This is a genomic window from Tahibacter amnicola (assembly GCF_025398735.1).
Taxonomy (GTDB): Bacteria; Pseudomonadota; Gammaproteobacteria; order Xanthomonadales; family Rhodanobacteraceae; genus Tahibacter; species Tahibacter amnicola.
In genome coordinates this window covers 5,912,645-5,930,102 of the sequence record NZ_CP104694.1, presented here as the reverse complement: position 1 = coordinate 5,930,102, position 17,458 = coordinate 5,912,645, and the positions used below count along the sequence as shown (strand labels likewise).

15 protein-coding genes and 1 pseudogene are annotated in these 17,458 nt (G+C 65.4%); 10 read left to right on the top strand and 6 right to left on the bottom strand.

Annotated features, from left to right (window positions below):
- Positions 1-369 precede the first annotated feature (369 nt).
- The 4 genes from N4264_RS23395 to N4264_RS23380 all read right to left on the bottom strand — a co-directional run bounded on the left by N4264_RS23395 (position 370) and on the right by N4264_RS23380 (position 3,722).
- Entirely contained in the window at positions 370-720 is a 351-nt protein-coding gene (locus N4264_RS23395; protein WP_261694625.1) for a DUF3088 domain-containing protein, read from the bottom strand.
- Between the two features lie 139 nt (positions 721-859).
- Positions 860-2,587, bottom strand: a complete 1,728-nt coding sequence (locus tag N4264_RS23390) for a glutamine--tRNA ligase/YqeY domain fusion protein (RefSeq protein WP_261694624.1) — start codon at positions 2,585-2,587, stop codon at positions 860-862.
- Positions 2,588-2,682: 95 nt separating this feature from the next.
- Positions 2,683-2,913: a DUF3253 domain-containing protein gene (locus tag N4264_RS23385; RefSeq protein ID WP_261694623.1), complete on the bottom strand. Its 231-nt coding sequence runs from the start codon at positions 2,911-2,913 to the stop codon at positions 2,683-2,685.
- A 191-nt stretch (positions 2,914-3,104) separates the two neighbouring features.
- Positions 3,105-3,722, bottom strand: coding sequence for a DinB family protein (locus N4264_RS23380; protein ID WP_261694622.1), 618 nt, complete (start codon positions 3,720-3,722; stop codon positions 3,105-3,107).
- Between N4264_RS23380 and N4264_RS23375 the strand changes: the two genes are divergently transcribed.
- The 8 genes from N4264_RS23375 to msrA all read left to right on the top strand — a co-directional run bounded on the left by N4264_RS23375 (position 3,721) and on the right by msrA (position 10,036).
- Entirely contained in the window at positions 3,721-3,987 is a 267-nt protein-coding gene (locus N4264_RS23375) for a putative signal transducing protein (RefSeq protein WP_261694621.1), read from the top strand. The genes N4264_RS23380 and N4264_RS23375 overlap by 2 nt on opposite strands.
- 219 nt (positions 3,988-4,206) lie before the next feature.
- Positions 4,207-5,241: a quinolinate synthase NadA gene (nadA, locus tag N4264_RS23370; protein WP_261694620.1), complete on the top strand. Its 1,035-nt coding sequence runs from the start codon at positions 4,207-4,209 to the stop codon at positions 5,239-5,241.
- Between the two features lie 35 nt (positions 5,242-5,276).
- Positions 5,277-5,624 (top strand): ADP-ribosylation/crystallin J1, encoded by a 348-nt coding sequence (locus N4264_RS23365; RefSeq protein ID WP_261694619.1) that lies wholly within the window; start codon positions 5,277-5,279, stop codon positions 5,622-5,624.
- Between the two features lie 15 nt (positions 5,625-5,639).
- Positions 5,640-7,142, top strand: a complete 1,503-nt coding sequence (locus N4264_RS23360) for an L-aspartate oxidase (protein ID WP_261694618.1) — start codon at positions 5,640-5,642, stop codon at positions 7,140-7,142.
- A 96-nt stretch (positions 7,143-7,238) separates the two neighbouring features.
- The gene (locus N4264_RS23355) at positions 7,239-7,553 is read left to right on the top strand and encodes a hypothetical protein (RefSeq protein ID WP_261694617.1); all 315 of its coding nucleotides are present in this window, start codon (positions 7,239-7,241) and stop codon (positions 7,551-7,553) included.
- Between the two features lie 202 nt (positions 7,554-7,755).
- Positions 7,756-8,409 carry a glutathione S-transferase family protein gene (locus N4264_RS23350; protein ID WP_261694616.1) on the top strand — a complete coding sequence of 218 codons (654 nt, stop codon included), beginning with the start codon at positions 7,756-7,758 and terminating at the stop codon, positions 8,407-8,409.
- Entirely contained in the window at positions 8,406-9,290 is an 885-nt protein-coding gene (locus N4264_RS23345) for a DMT family transporter (protein ID WP_261694615.1), read from the top strand. Before N4264_RS23350 ends, N4264_RS23345 begins: the two co-directional genes overlap by 4 nt.
- Before the next feature lie 83 nt (positions 9,291-9,373).
- Positions 9,374-10,036, top strand: a complete 663-nt coding sequence (gene msrA / locus N4264_RS23340) for a peptide-methionine (S)-S-oxide reductase MsrA (protein ID WP_261694614.1) — start codon at positions 9,374-9,376, stop codon at positions 10,034-10,036.
- A gap of 33 nt (positions 10,037-10,069) precedes the next feature.
- Here the strand turns inward: msrA and N4264_RS23335 are convergent, their stop codons facing one another.
- On the bottom strand, positions 10,070-10,684 hold the full coding sequence (locus N4264_RS23335; RefSeq protein WP_261694613.1) for a hypothetical protein: 615 nt from the start codon (positions 10,682-10,684) through the stop codon (positions 10,070-10,072).
- A gap of 77 nt (positions 10,685-10,761) precedes the next feature.
- Complete coding sequence (locus tag N4264_RS23330) at positions 10,762-11,061, bottom strand: hypothetical protein (RefSeq protein WP_261694612.1); 300 nt, start codon at positions 11,059-11,061, stop codon at positions 10,762-10,764.
- 244 nt (positions 11,062-11,305) lie between these two features.
- On the opposite strand from N4264_RS23330, the pseudogene N4264_RS25940 reads away from it, so the two are divergent.
- Together N4264_RS25940 and N4264_RS23325 are read left to right on the top strand one after the other, a co-directional pair.
- Positions 11,306-11,935 (top strand): annotated as a pseudogene (locus N4264_RS25940) (Ig-like domain-containing protein); the annotation flags it as partial.
- Positions 11,936-12,874: 939 nt separating this feature from the next.
- On the top strand, positions 12,875-17,413 hold the full coding sequence (locus N4264_RS23325) for an alpha-2-macroglobulin family protein (RefSeq protein WP_425508361.1): 4,539 nt from the start codon (positions 12,875-12,877) through the stop codon (positions 17,411-17,413).
- The last annotated feature ends 45 nt before the right edge of the window (positions 17,414-17,458 follow it).

Sequence of the window (17,458 nt, the reverse complement as noted above, 5' to 3'; positions counted from 1 at the left end):
TCGGCGGAATGTGAGTCATACCACAGGCCGGCAAAAAGTAAATGTGCTTCACGTTTTCGGGCGAATTTTTCACCAGATGTTGGATATACTTGACAAATCGGCATGCGAAGCGCGACAGATACGACAAATGCTTCGCCGCCGTTGATCACATCGCAGTGCCGTCGGCCGCTGCCCGCATTCGGTACGTGGAATCCATCAAATAGGAGGATGGCATCCACCAAAAGATGCCCGTCCCGATGCGGATGTTTTCCCGAATGGGGCGCCTCGGATGGCGGTCCAGCCAGGCCGCTGTCCGGCTGGTGGCACTGCTACATCGCGGTAGTCGTCGACCGGCTGGAATAGTGCCGGCGGCAAGCCCGGGAGGGTCTGTCAGGGATGCGGCACGCCAATCCCGTACCGCGCCGCAAGGTAGGCGGCGATGGCCTGCGATCCGGCGATGAAGTGGCGGCCGGTAGCGGTGCTGACGCGGGCGCCCTCGGCCGTATGCGCTTCGCCGAGTACCAGGACGGGGCAGGATTGGTGGTCCTCGCCGATCAGCGCCACGATGGGTGCGCGGGGCTTGGGGAAGTCGACATAGCGGATATCCAGATCCTGGCGCAGCCGGGAATAGAAGCTCAGCAGGCCTTCGATCTGCGCGCAGCTGGGGCAGTAGAACGCGGTGTCGCCGAGGCGGGCGTCGCTGAAATCGGCGCGCAGCAGAAACAGTTGGTCTTTGCTCATGGCTTACCTCGGCCAGCGTGCGGCGCACGCATTCAAACCAGCATTCGTAAAATCCGGCGTACGCGGACCACATGCCGGACCACCTGCCGGTCCGCCGGGAGGGTGCGGCCGCCCGCGGCAGCCGCATCAGCACAGTGGCTTACTTCACCTTCGCCCACGAGTCGCGCAGAGTCACGGCACGATTGAACACGGGCTTGTCGCTACGGTGGTCGTAGCGGTCTGCGACGAAATAGCCGAGGCGTTCAAACTGGAATGCCGTTTCTGCGTCGGCCCGGGCCGCGGCCGGTTCGATCCAGCCCTGTACCACGCGCTTGGAGTCCGGGTTGAGGTGATCGCGGTAGGTCTTGCCGTCGCTGTCATCGTCGGGGTCCGCGACATTGAACAGGCGGTCATACAGGCGGATCTCGGCGGCAATCGCGTGGCGCGCGCTGACCCAGTGGATCGTGCCCTTCACCTTGCGATCGGCGCCGGAATGGCCGGGCCGGGTTTCCGGATCAAGCGTGCAGTGCACTTCGATCACAGCGCCCGATGCATCTTTTTCCAGTTTCTCGCATTTGACGATGCCAACGCCGCGCAGTCGCACTTCGCCGCCGGGCACCAGGCGGTGGAAGCCCTTGGGCGGCACTTCCATGAAGTCCTCGCGCTCGATCCACAGCTCGGGCGAGAACGGCACGCTGCGGTTGCCGAAGGCTTCGTTCTTCGGGTGATTCGGAAACGTCAGCGTCTCTTCGTGGTCCGCCTGCAGGTTGGTGATGACCAGCTTGAGCGGATCGATCACGGCGAGGCGGCGTGCCGCATTGGCATCGAGTTCCTCGCGCACGCAACCTTCCAGCACCGAGAACTCAATGACGCTGTTCTGCTTGGTCACGCCCACGCGTTCGCACAGTGCCCGCAGCGCCGCGGCCGGGAATCCGCGCCGACGCACGCCCGAGAGGGTGGGCATGCGCGGATCGTTCCAGCCGTCGACGAGGCCTTCCTGCACCAGCGCCATGAGCTTGCGCTTGGACATCACGGTGAAATCGAGATTGAGCCGCGAGAATTCGATCTGCTGGGGCGTACGCACTGGCGTGGGCAACCCCCGGTCGACCAGCGACTGCACCAGTTCCGGATGGCCCGGCAGGTCGATTTCGCGCAGGCACCAGTCGTACAACGGACGGTGATCTTCAAATTCCAGCGTGCACAGCGAGTGCGTGATGCCTTCCACGGCGTCGGAGATACAGTGAGCGTAGTCGTACATCGGGTAGATGCACCACGCATTGCCAGTGTTCTGGTGCTCCACATGGCGGATGCGATAGATCGCCGGGTCGCGCAGGTTGATGTTGCCCGAGCTCATGTCGATCTTGACGCGCAGGGTACGGGCGCCGTCCGGGAACTCGCCGGCGCGCATGCGGCGGAACAGATCCAGGTTTTCCTCGACGCTGCGGTCGCGGAAGGGCGAGTTGCGGCCCGGTTCAGTCAGCGTGCCGCGGTACTCGCGCACCTGCTCGGCCGTCAGGTCGCAGACGAAGGCCTTGCCGTCGCGGATGAGTTTCTCCGCGCACTGGTAGAACACCTCGAAATAGTCGGAGGCATGGCGCAGCTCGTTCCAGGAGAAGCCGAGCCAGCGCACGTCTTCCTTGATGGATTCGACAAACTCCACGTCTTCCTTGGTGGGGTTGGTGTCGTCAAAACGCAGGTTGCAGCGGCCGCCGAACTCGCCGGCGATGCCGAAATTCAGGCAGATCGACTTGGCGTGCCCGATGTGCAGGTAGCCGTTGGGTTCGGGCGGAAAACGCGTGGCGACCTGGCCGGCATGCTTGCCGGCGGCGCGATCGTCGATGACGATCTGGCGGATGAAATGATTGTGCAGTGGGGCTTCGTTATTCATGGATCGCGGGCCGTAACGGTCGCAAAGGCAGACCCGCGAGTTTACGGCCGCAGCGCCAAAAACACGAACCGGGCCGGCTCCGCCGGTCCGGCGATTCAGCCCAGGCGGCGACGCAGGCGCACAGGCCCGCGCGCGTCGAGAATGTTGACGGCCTTGCCGTTCTGGGTGATTTCCAGCAGTCCTTCGCGCACCAGTTCGGCCGCGACCAGGCGCACCGGTCGCATCAGATCGCGCCATTCACCGCCAAACCGGGCGGCCAGGGCCTTGGCGGCGTCGCTGGGGCAGATGCTGGCGCCATCTCCACCGGCGGCCAGCAGTTCCAGCATGCACTCGCGCGTGCCGATGGCGAGCGGATCCTCGTAGCGGTACTTGGCCGCCTCAGGGGGCGGACCAGAAGAGTCGACATCATGGTCGTCGTTGGTTTCTTCGAAGGACGGGGCCGCACGAACGCGCGAACGCCGTGTGCGTCGACGGTGCGAGCGTCGCGGCGGCAGGGACGGTGGTCGTGGCGTGCGGGTCAGGGGGCATGCAGTCGTTCGCGCGGTAGTCCGATCAGGAAATAGGGCAGATCCATTACCGGTGCAGGGCGGCCGAAGTGCATCAGGCCAATCGAGGCCTGTCCACGGTGATGCGTCGCGTGGTTGAACACATGTAACACGAGCGATGCGAAAGGCATCGTGAAGGGTTCGCCCTTCAGATTGAGGTAGTCAAGATCGCCGGCGACTTGTTCCGGTGTCAATTTGTCCACAAACGGGCGCCATCCGCGACAAAATGCCAGCATATGGTCGCGCAATTTGTCGCGATCGGACTCGATTTCCTGGTCCAGCCGCGTGAAGGAATGGGGCGTGCCGGCCATTCTTGCTTGCCAGATCTGCTCGGCCAGCAAAATGTGGTTTAGCGTGCCATGTATGCTTTTGAAGAACTGTCCGCAGTCAGCGCGGTAGTCGTCGTCGGACAGTTCGTCCACCTCGGCGTAGAGCCGTTGCAGCGCCCAGTAATGGTAATCGGCCATCAGCCGCAGGTGCTGGTGCAGATCCATCCGGTCAAGCCCGTGGTCAAAGTGCTGAGCATACGCGTTTTGACCGCGATGCGAAGAGGGGGGTACGGTGGCGTTGAAAGCAGGAGACAGCGCCATGCGGATCGTCTACCGGGCCGAGAACATCATCGACGCGCACCTGGTGAAACACGCACTGGAAGACGCGGGAATCCCGGCGCACGTGGGCGGCGAATACCTGGTCGGTGCACTGGGCGATCTGCCGCTGCTGGGGCTGGTCAACGTGATGGTCGCCGATCACCACGAAGCGCAGGCGCAGGACGTTGTGCAGCGCATCGACGAGGCGCTTGCCGAAAGTCGCGAACAGGCAGCGATGGATCCGGGCTGGGCCGGCGAGGCGCTGTGACGACAGGTAAACGTCTGTGTCGCGGCGCACCACGCTGACGGTGCGGCCCATGTGCCAGGAATGCGGAAACTGTTCTTCTGACACTGCAAACGGTGTCAGGCAGGGCAATCGAACGAAATGTCCAGGGCGGGCCGCCTCATGACGGTCATTTGACGACGCTTATGCTCATCCGTAGCATAAGCCGCCCAGATATGCTCATCCTGAGCATAAGAGGTCGTAATGGCTACGCTTTCCCTGCTGCCCGGCGTGCTGCCGGAACTGTCGTCGGCGCTGCTTGATCGTTACGCGCCCCTGTATGCCCGCGTCCGGGACGTGATCCCCGAGCTGGAATGGCACACCCACCTGCCGTGGATCGACGCCATCCAGCGCCTGAAGAAGCAGCGCAACGCGGTGATCCTGGCGCACAACTACCAGACACCGGAGATCTTTCACACGGTTGCCGACATCACCGGCGATTCGCTGGCCCTGGCGCAGCAGGCGGCGCGCACCGAGGCCGATGTGATCGTCCAGTGCGGCGTGCACTTCATGGCCGAGACCGCGAAGGTGCTCAATCCGGACAAGACCGTCCTGATTCCGGACCCCGGCGCGGGTTGCTCGCTGGCCGAATCGATCACCGCCGAGGATGTGCGCCTGCTCAAGGCGAAGTATCCGGGCGTTCCGGTCGTCACCTACGTCAACACCTCGGCGGACGTGAAGGCCGAATCTGATGTCTGCTGCACCTCGGCCAACGCGGTGCACATCGTCGAGTCGCTTGGCGTGGATCGCGTGATCTTCCTGCCGGACAAATACCTCGGCCAGTACGTGGCTTCCAAGACCGACGTGAAAGTCATCCTTTGGGAAGGCTCCTGCGAGGTGCACGAGCGGTTCACCGGCGAGGAGCTGCGCGCCTACCGCCGCATGCATGGCGCTGTGCGCATCCTGGCGCACCCCGAATGCCCGCAGGACGTGCTGCGCGAAGCCGATTTCGTCGGTTCGACGGCGGCCATGATCACGCACCTCAACGAGCGTCGTCCGCGCCGGGTCGTGATGATCACCGAGTGTTCGATGAGCGACAACGTCGCCGTCGAGTTCCCGGATATCGAATTCACGCGTCCCTGCAACCTGTGCCCGCATATGAAGCGCATCACCTTGCCGCGCATCCATGACGCGCTGTTGCATCTCCAGCACGAAGTCGTGGTGGACCCGGCCATCGCCGTGCGGGCGCGCCAGGCGGTGGAACGCATGCTGGCGATCGGGCGCAAGGAAGCGGCCTGAGCCGCAGCACGCCTGAGTTGTCCTGCGGAGCACCTATGGAAGACACCGTCGTTCTCTACCGCCCGACTGGTCCGCACGAGCTGGAACTGGTCCGCCAGAGCGGCTTCCGGTGCTGGCCGCCGCGACTGCCGGACCAGCCCATCTTCTACCCGGTGACCAACGAGGAATACGCCGTGCAGATCGCCCGCGACTGGAACGTACCCGCCAGCGGCTCGGGCTACGTCACGCGTTTCCACGTGCGTGCCAGTTTCATGGCGCGCTATCCGTTGCGGTGCGTGGGCGGCAGCAGCCATACGGAATGGTGGGTTCCGGCGGAAGATCTGGATGCCCTCAACGACAACATCGTCGGCACCATCGACGTGATCCGTTCGTTCCCCGAGTAATGGCGGCGCTATTCCATGAGCAGCAACTTGCGTGATCGTGGTAGGGAATTCGACGTCATCGTCGTCGGTTCGGGTATTGCCGGCCTCAGCGCCGCGCTGGCCGCCGCGCCGCGCCGTGTAGCCGTAGTGACCCGTGGCGAACTGGCACGCGACGGCGCGAGCACCTGGGCCCAGGGTGGAATCGCCGCCGCGCTCGCGGCAGACGACAGCCCGGCATTGCACGCGCGTGACACGATGGCTGCCGGCGCGCACCTCAACAACACCGCCAGTGTGCGGCGCCTCGTCGAAGCGGCGCCGGCCGCGATTGCCTGGCTGGACGCACTGGGCGTGGACTTCGACCGCGCCGGCACCGGCTACGCGCTCGGACGCGAGGCGGCGCACTCGCGCGCGCGCATCGTGCATGCCTGCGGCGATGCCAGTGGCGCCGAGGTGATGCGCGGTCTTGCGGCCGCCGCGCGTTCGGCGGCACATGTCCACCTTTTTGAGTACTGCCAGGCGATGGCGCTGCTGCAACGCGACGGACAGACCGTCGGCCTGCGTGTGCAGCACCGCACGGAAGTCGCGACGCTGCACGCGCCCGCTGTTATCCTGGCCACCGGCGGCGTCGGGGCGTTGTACCGCTACACCACCAATCCGGCCACAGCGGATGCGTCCGGACTGGCCCTGGCATTGGCCGCCGGCGCCGCGGTGGCGGATATGGAGTTCGTGCAGTTCCATCCCACGGCACTGGCGCCGGTCGGCGATCACAGCGGCCAGTTGCCGCTGCTCACCGAGGCCCTGCGTGGCGCGGGCGCCGTTTTGCTCAATCGCAGTGGCCGGCGCTTCATGCTGGCGCATTCGCCTGATGCGGAGCTGGCGCCGCGCGACGTGGTGTCGCGTGCCGTGTGGGCCGAGCTTGAACGCGGCGAACGCGTCGTACTCGATGCAACGCGTGCCGTCGGTGCGGCTTTTCCGGAGAAGTTCCCGACGGTGTTCGCCAGCTGCCAGGCGCGCGGCATTGATCCGCGGCGCGAACCGATTCCGGTGGTACCCGCGCAGCATTACCACATGGGCGGCGTGCGCGTAGATGCCGACGGTGCGACGACCGTGCCCGGACTCTACGCAGTCGGCGAGGTGGCGTGCACGGGTGTGCACGGTGCCAATCGCCTGGCCAGCAATTCGCTGCTCGAAGGGCTTGTCTTCGGCCGCGCACTGGGACAGCGGCTGGCGCTGTCGGACGCCGCTGCGCCATCCGGCGAGTCGTCAGCGGATCTCGATGCGGCGCACCTGGAACCCGTCCCGGCGCAGATCGACACCGCGATTCGTGACCTGATGTGGCGCCATGCGGGCCTGGTCCGTGACGCGGCGGGCCTGGCCCTGGCCTCGGCCAGCCTGGTTCGCCTTGCCGACACAACCCGCCACCCGGCGGCGCTGGGCCGCATCCGCGTGGCGCAGGAGATCATCGTAGCCGCGCAGCGGCGCACGTATTCCATCGGAGGCCACTTTCGTCGCGACGCCGTACAGGTCGCCGCCGGCTGAACGAGGGGCAACACGGGCGGCCACACCGTCAACAGGCTAGCGGGAGTGGCGTTTTCCGGAAGTACCAGCAACCGCTGGTCAACCGGGAACCTCACCATGAAACGTGTCCTTTTCGCCCTGGCCGTGCTGCTTGCCGCCAGCTCCGTCGCGCAGGCCGCCGGGTGCCCGCGGGTGGATGCCCGCCAGGCGCATCAGCACCACCGCATCGTGGCCGGCGAACACTCGGGCCAGCTCACCGCCCGGGAATCGCACGCGCTGCGCAGCCAGCAGCGCCACATCCGTGCGTTCGAACGCAATGCCCGCGCCGACGGGTATCTGGGGCCGGCGGAGCGCATCCGCCTGGAACAGATGCAGGATCGCGCCAGCCGCTCGATTTACCGCCAGAAGCACGATCGCCAGACCCGGCGTTGAACCGGCTGCAGGCATCGTCCCGGCTCCGGCCGGGACCTGCCAAAGTCGCATGCGCGTCGCCGTACCCCCTCTGTTACGCTCGCGGATCCGCATGGCGCAGGCCGGCACACGTTGCCGGTGTGGCGGAACGCCGGCACTCGCAGCCGGCCGTTCCGATGCCTTTCCGCCGTGCCTTCCCTGGTGCGTTCGCGCGGAGTACGACATGACGTCATCAACCCGGCCGACACTCGTCATCGGCAACAAGAATTTTTCTTCCTGGTCGCTGCGGCCCTGGCTGCTGCTCAAGCATTTTGACGTCGACTTCGCCGAAATCCGGCTGCCGCTGGATACGCCGGAGTTCTACGCCACCATCGGCCGCTATTCGCCCACGGGCCGCGTGCCGGTCCTGCAGGATGGCGAGCTGGTCGTGTGGGATTCGCTGGCGATCCTGGAGTACAGCAACGAACGCTGGCTCGAGGGTGCCGGCTGGCCGGCCGACCGCGCGACGCGGGCGCATGCGCGGGCCGTCAGTGCCGAAATGCATTCAGGATTCCAGGCCCTGCGCAGCGAATGCCCGATGGATTGCGTGCGGCGCACGCGCGACCCGATCAGCGCGGAGGCGCGCCGGGACGTTGACCGCATCGCCACGCTCTGGCGTGACTGCCGTAACCGTTACGGCGGGCCGTTCCTGTTCGGCGGATTCAGCATTGCCGATGCGATGTACGCGCCGGTCGCGCTGCGCATTACCAGCTACGGTATCGATGTGGGGCCGATCGAACGCGAGTATGTCGGTGCGCTGCTTGGCCTGCCGGCGCTCAAATCCTGGCTGGCCGACGCCGAGGCCGAGCAGCGCAACGCCCACAAGGCCACCCGATGAACCCGGTGCCGCGGCCGGCGCTGCTGGCCATGGTCGCGGGCGCCGCGCTGATCTCCACCACCGGGATCTTCGTCAAATACGCGCACGTTGCGCCGAGCGTATCGGCGTTCTACCGCATGGGTTTTGGTGGTGTGATGCTGCTGGGCATCCTGCTGGCGCAGGGACAGTGGCGCAGCCCGACGCGGCGTGATCTTGCCTGGATGGCCTTTCCGGCAGTTGCCTTTGCCGTCGACCTGCTGCTGTGGCATCGGAGCATCCGCGACGTGGGCCCGGGTCTTGCGACCCTGCTGGGCAATTTCCAGGTCTTCGTAATGGCCCTGGGCGGGGTGTGGCTGTATCGCGAGCGCCTGGGGTCGCCATTCCTGGCTGGTCTTGCGTTGGCCTTCGCCGGCTTGTGGATGCTGATCGGCCGCAACTGGTCGATGGTCGACGCGCAATACCGCCTGGGAGTGATCTACGGGATTCTCACGGGCATTGCCTATGCCGCCTACATGCTCAGCTTCCGCCATGCGCAGAAGGAGAAGCTGGGCGCCTCGCCGGCCTTTCTGCTGTGCCTGAACTCGTTGCTGTGTGCCGGTGTGCTCGCCGTGGCGATCGGCGTGGAGGGGAACAGTTTCGCGATTCCCGACCTGCAATCGCTCGGCGCACTGCTGGCGCTGGCCCTGTTCGGCCAGGTGCTGGGCTGGCTGCTGATCGCCCGCGCCATGCCCCAGCTGCCGGCTTCCCTGGTGGGCCTGCTCCTGCTGCTGCAGCCCGGACTTTCCTTCGTCCTCGATGTGATCCTGTTCGCGCGGCCGACCGTCCAATGGGACTGGATCGGCCTGGTCGTCTCCCTGGCTGGCATCTTCGTGGCCAGCGCATTCACCGCGCGGCGCGCCTGAGCTATTGACGCCCGGCACGCCGGCGACGTGGTGCAATATCCTGGCGTCCGTGCCGGTCCTGTGGCCGAAGAGGAGAGAAACACATGCTCGGAATCGGAGCCTTCAAGCAACGCATGGTTGAGCCCGCTGCCGCCCTCGCCGGCCGCGATACCCCGATGCCCCTGGTGAATCATCACTACGTCAATGGCCATCCCCTGCGCGGCTCGTTCGAGGGGATGGCACGGCTGCAGGTCGGCATGGGCTGCTTCTGGGGCGCCGAACGCAAGTTCTGGAGCCTGCCCGGTGTCTACAGCACGGCCGTGGGCTACGCGGGCGGCTACACGCCGAATCCGACCTACGAGGAAGTCTGCTCCGGACAGACCGGCCACACGGAAGTCGTGCTGGTGGTCTATGACGAAAGTGTCGTCTCGCTGGAACACCTCCTGGCCGTATTCTGGGAGAACCACGATCCGACCCAGGGCATGCGCCAGGGCAACGATCGTGGCACCCAGTACCGTTCGGCAATCTACTGCAGCGACGCTGACCAGCATGCGCGCGCGCTGCGTTCGCGTGACGCCTTCCAGCGTGCGCTGGGCGTCGCCGGGTACGGCGCGATCACGACGGAGATCCGCCAGGACGTTTCGTTTTACTACGCCGAGGACTACCACCAGCAGTACCTGGCGAAAAATCCCGACGGTTACTGCGGGCTTGGTGGCACGGGCGTCAGCTGCCCGGTCGGCGTCCCGACCGCGTCACAGGTGCTGTAAAACTGTCCAGGTGTACGCAATGCAGCATTGTGGTCAGGCGCCCGGCGGCTCGATCGAAAACGATTCGACATAGATCAGTTCGCAGGCGCCGGCGCCGCTGTCGGCGCGGGTCATCGAGCTGGTCCAGTGGCCGCCTTTGCCGTCCGTGACGCTGACGAGGAATCCCTCGAAGCGCACCACGTCGCCGGTGCGCGCCCGGCGGATCAGCCGGTCCACGCCCGCGTCGGCAGGGATGAGATGCATATTGGCGCTCGATTCGATGATCTCGCGCTGCGGAATCGGGAACTCCTTCACCTTCCACCAGTAGAAACGGTTGGACTGGGAGATCGCGACGTCCTTGAGGACGTCCGAATCCGACATACGTCCCCAGCCTAGCGCAAGATCGACCGGCACCAGGCTGGCCAACGGATCGAAACGATAGGTTTCGCTGGAGAGCACGCGCGCGGTGATGGCAAATCGGGCTTTGGGCGTGAGCTGCATCCCGGCGATATCGGGCAAGACCGGAGCGGGTCCGGCAAGTTCGGACTGGTGCGGGATGTCAGGCGCCAGTACACCGGGGCCGCGGTCGTGCGTGCCCCGACCGGAAAGCAGGGCACCGGCTACGCCGATGCACAGAGCGGCGACCAACCACTTCTGATGAGTTCGCATCAACCGGCATTATCGGCAATGCGCGGTGGCCGTACCCGTGCCAGTTGGCCCGGTGCAGTGCCCGGCGCCCGGCAGCATCAACCCAGCGTGATATGCGTCTGGATGGCAGTCTTGCCCGCGAGGTTGTTGGCGAAGTCGTCCAGCGCCGCATTGTTGGCCGCCCGGGCGGTCAGGCGGCACCAGGTGGCAAAGGTGTCGGCGTGGATATGGGCCTTCACGGCGTGCATGCCCTTGGCCTCGAGGCCGCGGATGGCCTGCTCCGCATCGTCGAGCCAGTCGTCGTAGGTGCCGCGCCAGGTCCGGTCCGGCACCAGTGACCGGATCTGGTCGTAGTCGTCGCGCGAAAACCACGCGATCGCGACGTCGGATGTGTGCATGACGCCCCCCGGAACCGCCCGCGGCGATTCGACCATCCCGGTTGGGATTTTCCGGCAAAGGGGACAATAACGCGCGTTGGCGACCCCGGGTGTAAGAAAAGTTTTCGCTGGACGGCAGTGGCCGGCTGACGAACGGGAGCGGCCGGATAACCGGCAACGGGCTTTTCCCTCGGCCGACAGGGTTCGGCACGAATCTGCCCCGAAACGGCCACAGGCCGGTGCGCCAATAGCGCCGTCCGGCAAGATGGCTTGCCTGGACCGGCGCAGTCGGGAACCATTGCCTGACACGCCGCGGAGCCAGCGGCGTGACCTCGCCGCACCTCATTGGGGAAATTCGATGGATCTGCTTCGCGCGATCGCGCGTCTGCCGCTGCTGCTCGTGGTCGGGCTGTGGCGCCTGTTGTCGTTTGTGTTGCTGCTGCTCGGACGCCTGCTGTCCGTTTTTGTCGGACGCGTGTCGTGGCAGGCGCCCGGATGGATGCTGGCCGCCGAGCGCGGCGGGCTGGCGGCCTACAACGGGGTGCGGGCGCGGCCGGGGACGACTTTGGGCGTGCTGGGCGGCGTCGCGGTCGTGGCAGCCGCAGGCTGGTTCGGCTACGTCGCCTGGCGTGACCGTCCACGGCCGCCGGAGCCGGTACCGGCCACCTTCAAGGTGATGGCGCCGCCGGTCACGCGCTTCCAGGACGACGGCACCGTCGTGACGAGCCCGTTGAATGTGCAGTTTTCGGCGTCCGTGGCGCGGATCGAACAGGTTTCCAAGGATGTCACCGAGGGCGTGCGCATCGAACCGCCGGTGGAAGGCACCTGGCACTGGAACAACGACCGCTTCCTGACGTTCCGGCCGAAGAACGACTGGCCGATCGGCGCCAGCTACACCGTCCATTTCGACAAGGCCGTGCTGTTCCCACCGCAGGTGCGCATCGGCGAGGACCAGTTCGAGTTCCGCACGGCGCCCTTCGTCGCCAAGATTGCCAACACCGAGTTCTACCAGGACCCGGAAGACGCGGCGATGAAGAAGACCATCGCCCACGTGACGTTCTCGCATCCGGTGGATCCCGCCGAATTCGAAAAGCACATCACGCTGACGCTTTTGACCTACGACGCGAAGGCCAAGCCCAATCCCAAGGCCGAGCCGCGCAAGGCGGTGGTCAATTACGACAAGTACAAACTGGCGGCCTGGGTGCACTCTGAACCGCTCGCACTGCCCAAGGATTCGACCACCCTGGAAATCACCATCGACAAGGATCTTGCCGCTGCGCAGGGCGGCAAGCCCCTGGACAAGGCACTCAGCGCCAAGATTTCCGTGCCGGGCCTCTACAGCCTGGGCCTGTCCGGTATCGACGCCACCCTGGTGGATAACTCCCAGTTCGAGCCCGAACAGGTATTGATGTTCAACCTGTCGCACGCCGTGGGCGAAAAACCCATGGTGAGCAGCACCAAGGCGTGGCTGTTGCCCGTCACCAACCCGTTCGCGCCCGAAGACCGGCGTGAGGAGACCTGGGACTGGTCCTACGGCGATGTCGACATGAAGGTGCTCAAGGTCGCCCAGCCGCTGGACCTGGAGCCTGTCGCGGCGGAGCTGGAATATTCCACCACGCACAGCTTCAAGTACCACGCCGATCCTGGCCGCTACGTCTACGTGCAGGTCGCCAAGGGAATGCGTTCCTTCGGCGGCTACGTGCTGGGCGACACGGCGCACAACGTCGTCCGCGTGCCGGAGTACCCGCGCATGCTCAAGTTCATGGCCGAAGGCGCGCTGCTGTCGATGTCGGGCGAGAAGCGCATCGCGGTGGTGTCGCGCAACGTTCCCGGCATGGCGCTGGAGATCGCCCGCGTGCTACCCGATCAGTTGCAGCACCTGGTGACCTTCAATCACGGCACCTTCGCGCAGCCGCAGCTGGGCGCGATGTCGCCGGACCAGATCACCGAACGCTTTGAGCAAAAGCTGGCCTTCCAGATGGATGATCCGAAGAAGGCGCACTACGAGGGCGTTGACCTGGCCAAGTACCTGGGCGACGGCCGCCGTGGCGTGTTCCTGGTCAAGCTCAAGAACTACGATCCGAGTACCGACACGCCCGCCGAAACGAAGAAGGACGAATTCACCGCGCCCGCCGAAGCCGCCGTGAGCGATGAGGGCGAGTATGAGGGTGAATACGAAGGCGAGTACGAAGGTGACGGTTACTCCGAGGACACCTCGGAACTGACCGACGCACGCTTCATCGTCGTTACCGATCTCGGGCTGGTGGTGAAGAAGTCGATGGACGGCAGCCTGGATGTGTTCGTCCAGTCCATCGCTGATGGAACGCCGGTGGATGGTGCGTCGATCCAGATCCTGGGCCGCAACGGCCAGGCGCTGGCGCAGGAGTCGAGCGACGCCGGCGGCAAGGCGCACTTCGCGGCCCTGGATGCGTTCACCCGCGAGAAGCAGCCGGCGCTGTTCGTGGTGAAGAAAGGCGATGACCTGTCGTTCCTGCCCTATGGTACGCAGGATCGGCGCCTGGACTTCTCGCGCTTTGATGTCGGCGGCATCCGCAACGCGCGTGACGCAGGCCAGTTGACGGCCTATCTCTTCTCCGACCGCGGCCTGTACCGCCCGGGCGATACCTTCCATGTCGGCATGATCGTGCGCGCCGCGGACTGGACGAAATCGCTCGTCGGCGTGCCGCTGGAAGTGGAGATTCTCGACGCGCGTGGCCTGTCCGTGGACCGCCGCAAGGTGCGCATGGGCGAGGCGGGCTTCGAGGAACTGGCCTACACCACGCAGGAAACGTCGCCGACGGGTGCGTGGACGGTCAACTTGTCGCTAGTGAAAGAGAACGGCACGACACTGTTGCTGGGCTCGACCACCGTGCAGGTGAAGGAATTCCTGCCCGACCGCATGAAAGCAACCGTGCGCTTGTCGCAGGAGGTGGTGGAAGGCTGGATCAAGCCGGTCGACCTGTCGGCGCGCGTCAACGTCCAGAACCTCTTCGGCACGCCGGCGCAGGATCGTCGCGTCGAGGCGGTACTGAATCTCTCGCCTGTCCTGCCCGTGTTCCGCAGTTTTCCGCAGCACGTGTTCCACGACCCGCAGAAGGCGAAAGAGGGCTACAGCGAGCAGTTGGGCGAGCAGGCGACCGACGACAAGGGCGACGCGATCTTCCCGCTGGACCTGACCAAGTACGGTACGGCCACCTACCGGTTGCACTTTCTGGCCCGCGCCTACGAGGCCGAGGGCGGCCGCGGCGTCAGTACCGAGACGACCAGCCTGGTGTCGTCGCTCGACTACCTGGTTGGCGTAAAGGCAGCCGACGATCTGAGCTACGTCACGCGGGATGCCGAGCGCTCGGTGAACCTGATCGCCATCGACCCGCAGGCCAAGCGGACCGCGGTGGAAGGGCTCAAGGCGGTGATGGTCGAGCGACGTTACGTATCCGTGCTGACCAAACAGGACTCAGGCGTGTACAAGTACCAATCGCGCCTTCGCGAAGTGCCGCTCAAGGAAGAGGCGTTCAAGATTCCGGCGGCTGGCATCGATTATCGCCTGCCGACCCAGACGCCGGGCGAGTTCGCCCTGCTGATCAAGAATGCCCGTGGCGAGACCCTCAACCAGGTGAGCTACTCCGTTGCCGGCGAGGCCAACGTGGCGCGCTCGCTCGAACGGAATGCGGAGCTGCAGCTGGCGCTGTCGAAGAAGGACTACGCGCCGGGCGAGGAGATCGAGATCGCCGTGCGCGCGCCCTACGCCGGCGCGGGCCTGATCACGCTCGAGCGCGAGAAGGTCTATGCGCACGCCTGGTTCAAGTCGTCCACCACCGGTTCGGTGCAGCGCATCCGCGTGCCAGCGGATTTCGAGGGCAACGGTTACGTGAACGTGCAATACGTGCGCGATCCGGCTTCCGACGAAATATTCATGAGCCCGCTCAGCTACGGCATTGCGCCGTTCTCGGTCAATCGCGCGGCGCGCAAGAATCCGCTGGAGGTGGTCACGCCTGCGCTGATCAAGCCGGGTGAGGTGCTGACGATGAAGGTCGGCGCCGGTCCTGCTTCGCGCGTGACGGTGTTCGCCGTTGACGAAGGTATTCTGCAGGTCGCGCGCTATTCGCTCGGCGACCCGCTGGATCACTTTTTCCAGAAACGCATGCTGGAAGTATCCACCAGCCAGATCCTGGATCTGATCCTCCCGGAATTTGCCAAGCTCGCGGGCATGGCCGCACCGGGTGGTGATGCGGACGGGCTGCTCGGCAAGCACCTCAATCCGTTCAAGAAGAAGCGCAAGCCGCCGGTGGCGTACTGGTCCGGCCTTGTCGACGTCAATGGCGAGAAGGAATTCAAATGGACGGTGCCTGATGATTTCAACGGCAAGCTGCGCGTGATGGCCGTGGCGGCGTCGCCGGACAAGATCGGCACGTTCACCGGATCCACCACGGTTCGCGGCGATTTCGTGCTGTCGCCGAACGTGCCGGCAATGGTGGCGCCGGGCGATGAGTTCGATGTCAGCGTGGGTGTTGCGAACAATCTCACCGGGCTGGGTGGCAAGGCCGTACCGGTCAGCGTGAAACTGGAGCCGTCGGAACAGGTGGAAGTCGTCGGTGACGGCGCGCAGGATCTGGCCCTGGGCGAGTTGCGCGAAGGCGTGGTGGTGTTCCGGTTGCGCGCCAAGGGCGAGCCGGGTGCGGCGACCCTGAAGTTCACGGCTTCCAGCACCGACAAGGCGGCACGCCAGTCGGTCGATTTCTCGGTACGTCCAGCCGTGGCTTACCGCACGGAAGTGGCCGTCGGTAACATCGATCGCGGCCAGGTCGACGTCAAGCCATTGCGATCGATGTTCGATGCATTTGCCAAGCGCGATGCCGCGGCGTCCCACGTGCCGCTGGTGCTGGCCAAGGGCCTGGGCAGCTACCTGGGCAGCTTCCCGCACCAGTGCACGGAGCAGTTGCTCAGCCGGGCCGTGCCGGCGCTGGTGTTTGCCAAGCATCCGGAGTTCGGTGCGGTGGGTCGTGACGATTCGGCCAAGACCAACGCCGATGGCTTCAAGGAGGCCCTGTCGGTGTTGCGGTCGCGCCAGAACGCCGAAGGCGGCTTCGGGTTGTGGACGTCCAGTCCCACGGCGGAGCGCTACGTGTCGGTCTACGCAACCTTGTTCCTGGTCGAGGCCAAGGAGCGGGGCTGGGCCGTGCCGGCAGACCTGCTCGACCGGGCCAACGGCTACCTGCAGCAACTGGCCACCAATGAAAGCGACGGATCGCTGCACGGTCTGCGCGAGCGTGCCTTCGCGGTGTATGTGCTTACGCGCCAGGGTCAGGTCACCACGAATGCGTTGGCGTCGGTTCGCCAGCGCCTGGAGGAACGTTTCGACAAGGTCTGGACCCACGACATCGCCGCCTCCCATCTGGCGGCGGCGCTCAAGTTGCTCAAGGAAGACAAGGAAGCCAACAAGCTGATCGAAGGCCCCGAGAAACGCCTGCTGCGCAGCGCCGAGGAAGCAGAGTGGCGCTACGAGCGCTACCACGATCCGCTGATCCGCGACGCGGGCACGCTGTACGTGATATCCAGGCACTTCCCCGAACGCGCCAAGGCCCTGCCGGCGCAGGGACTGCAGAACATCGTCCGGGTCCTGCAGAAAGGCTGGTTCAACACGCTGTCGTCGGCGACGACGATCCTGGCGCTCGATGCCTATGCCACGCAGATCGGAGCGGAAGGTGCGCCGATCACCTTGTCGGAAGTGCTCGCCGATGGCACGGCCAAGGTCATCGGCAAGTCCGAAGGCCTGGTGTCGCGCGGTACGTTCAGTGGCGCGGCCACCGCGGTGCGGGTGGAAAATCCGGCGGATCTGGCGACCTGGTACAGCGTCAGCCAGACCGGTTTTGATCGCCAGCCACCGGATGTCGAACGCAAGGAGGGCCTCGAAGTGGTGCGGGAATTCCACGACAAGGACGGCCGCGTGGTCGACAAGGCCGTGCTCGGTGAAGAGTTGACCGTGCACCTGAAGATCCGCTCCACGCGCGCGGACGGTGTGGGAAATACCGCTATTGTGGATTTGTTGCCTGGCGGTTTCGAGCCGGTGCAGGAGATCCCGGCGGCGCCGACGCCGTCGGAAGAGGGTGAGGCAGGCGAAGCAGCGGTCGCGCCGGTCTGGCGTGGTTCGGTGGGCCTGTCCAGTTCCACCTGGCAGCCGGAATACATCGATGTGCGCGACGACCGCATCGTGATCTACGGTACTGCCACGACCGACGTCCGCGAGTTCGTGTACCGCATCAAGGCCATCAACGTGGGCAGCTTCGTCGTGCCGCCGGCCTTTGGCGAGTCGATGTATGACCGCACCGTGCAGGCCCAATCCAAGGCCGGTCGTATCGTGGTCGAGAAACCGTAGGGCGAGAAGTCACTGTCGCCGGCCTGGGCCGGCGACGGTGCCACC

Excerpts from the sequence above, each read along its gene's own strand:
- msrA (WP_261694614.1), top strand. The coding sequence starts at position 9,374 with ATGCTCGGAATCGGAGCCTTCAAGCAACGCATGGTTGAGCCCGCTGCC.
- N4264_RS23395 (WP_261694625.1), bottom strand. The coding sequence starts at position 720 with ATGAGCAAAGACCAACTGTTTCTGCTGCGCGCCGATTTCAGCGACGCC.
- N4264_RS23345 (WP_261694615.1), top strand. The coding sequence starts at position 8,406 with ATGAACCCGGTGCCGCGGCCGGCGCTGCTGGCCATGGTCGCGGGCGCC.
- N4264_RS23375 (WP_261694621.1), top strand. The coding sequence starts at position 3,721 with ATGCGGATCGTCTACCGGGCCGAGAACATCATCGACGCGCACCTGGTG.
- N4264_RS23385 (WP_261694623.1), bottom strand. The coding sequence starts at position 2,913 with ATGCTGGAACTGCTGGCCGCCGGTGGAGATGGCGCCAGCATCTGCCCC.
- N4264_RS23360 (WP_261694618.1), top strand. The coding sequence starts at position 5,640 with ATGAGCAGCAACTTGCGTGATCGTGGTAGGGAATTCGACGTCATCGTC.
- N4264_RS23390 (WP_261694624.1), bottom strand. The coding sequence starts at position 2,587 with ATGAATAACGAAGCCCCACTGCACAATCATTTCATCCGCCAGATCGTC.
- N4264_RS23355 (WP_261694617.1), top strand. The coding sequence starts at position 7,239 with ATGAAACGTGTCCTTTTCGCCCTGGCCGTGCTGCTTGCCGCCAGCTCC.
- N4264_RS23335 (WP_261694613.1), bottom strand. The coding sequence starts at position 10,684 with ATGCGAACTCATCAGAAGTGGTTGGTCGCCGCTCTGTGCATCGGCGTA.
- N4264_RS23325 (WP_425508361.1), top strand. The coding sequence starts at position 12,875 with ATGGCGCTGGAGATCGCCCGCGTGCTACCCGATCAGTTGCAGCACCTG.
- N4264_RS23365 (WP_261694619.1), top strand. The coding sequence starts at position 5,277 with ATGGAAGACACCGTCGTTCTCTACCGCCCGACTGGTCCGCACGAGCTG.
- nadA (WP_261694620.1), top strand. The coding sequence starts at position 4,207 with ATGGCTACGCTTTCCCTGCTGCCCGGCGTGCTGCCGGAACTGTCGTCG.
- N4264_RS23380 (WP_261694622.1), bottom strand. The coding sequence starts at position 3,722 with ATGGCGCTGTCTCCTGCTTTCAACGCCACCGTACCCCCCTCTTCGCAT.
- N4264_RS23330 (WP_261694612.1), bottom strand. The coding sequence starts at position 11,061 with ATGCACACATCCGACGTCGCGATCGCGTGGTTTTCGCGCGACGACTAC.
- N4264_RS23350 (WP_261694616.1), top strand. The coding sequence starts at position 7,756 with ATGACGTCATCAACCCGGCCGACACTCGTCATCGGCAACAAGAATTTT.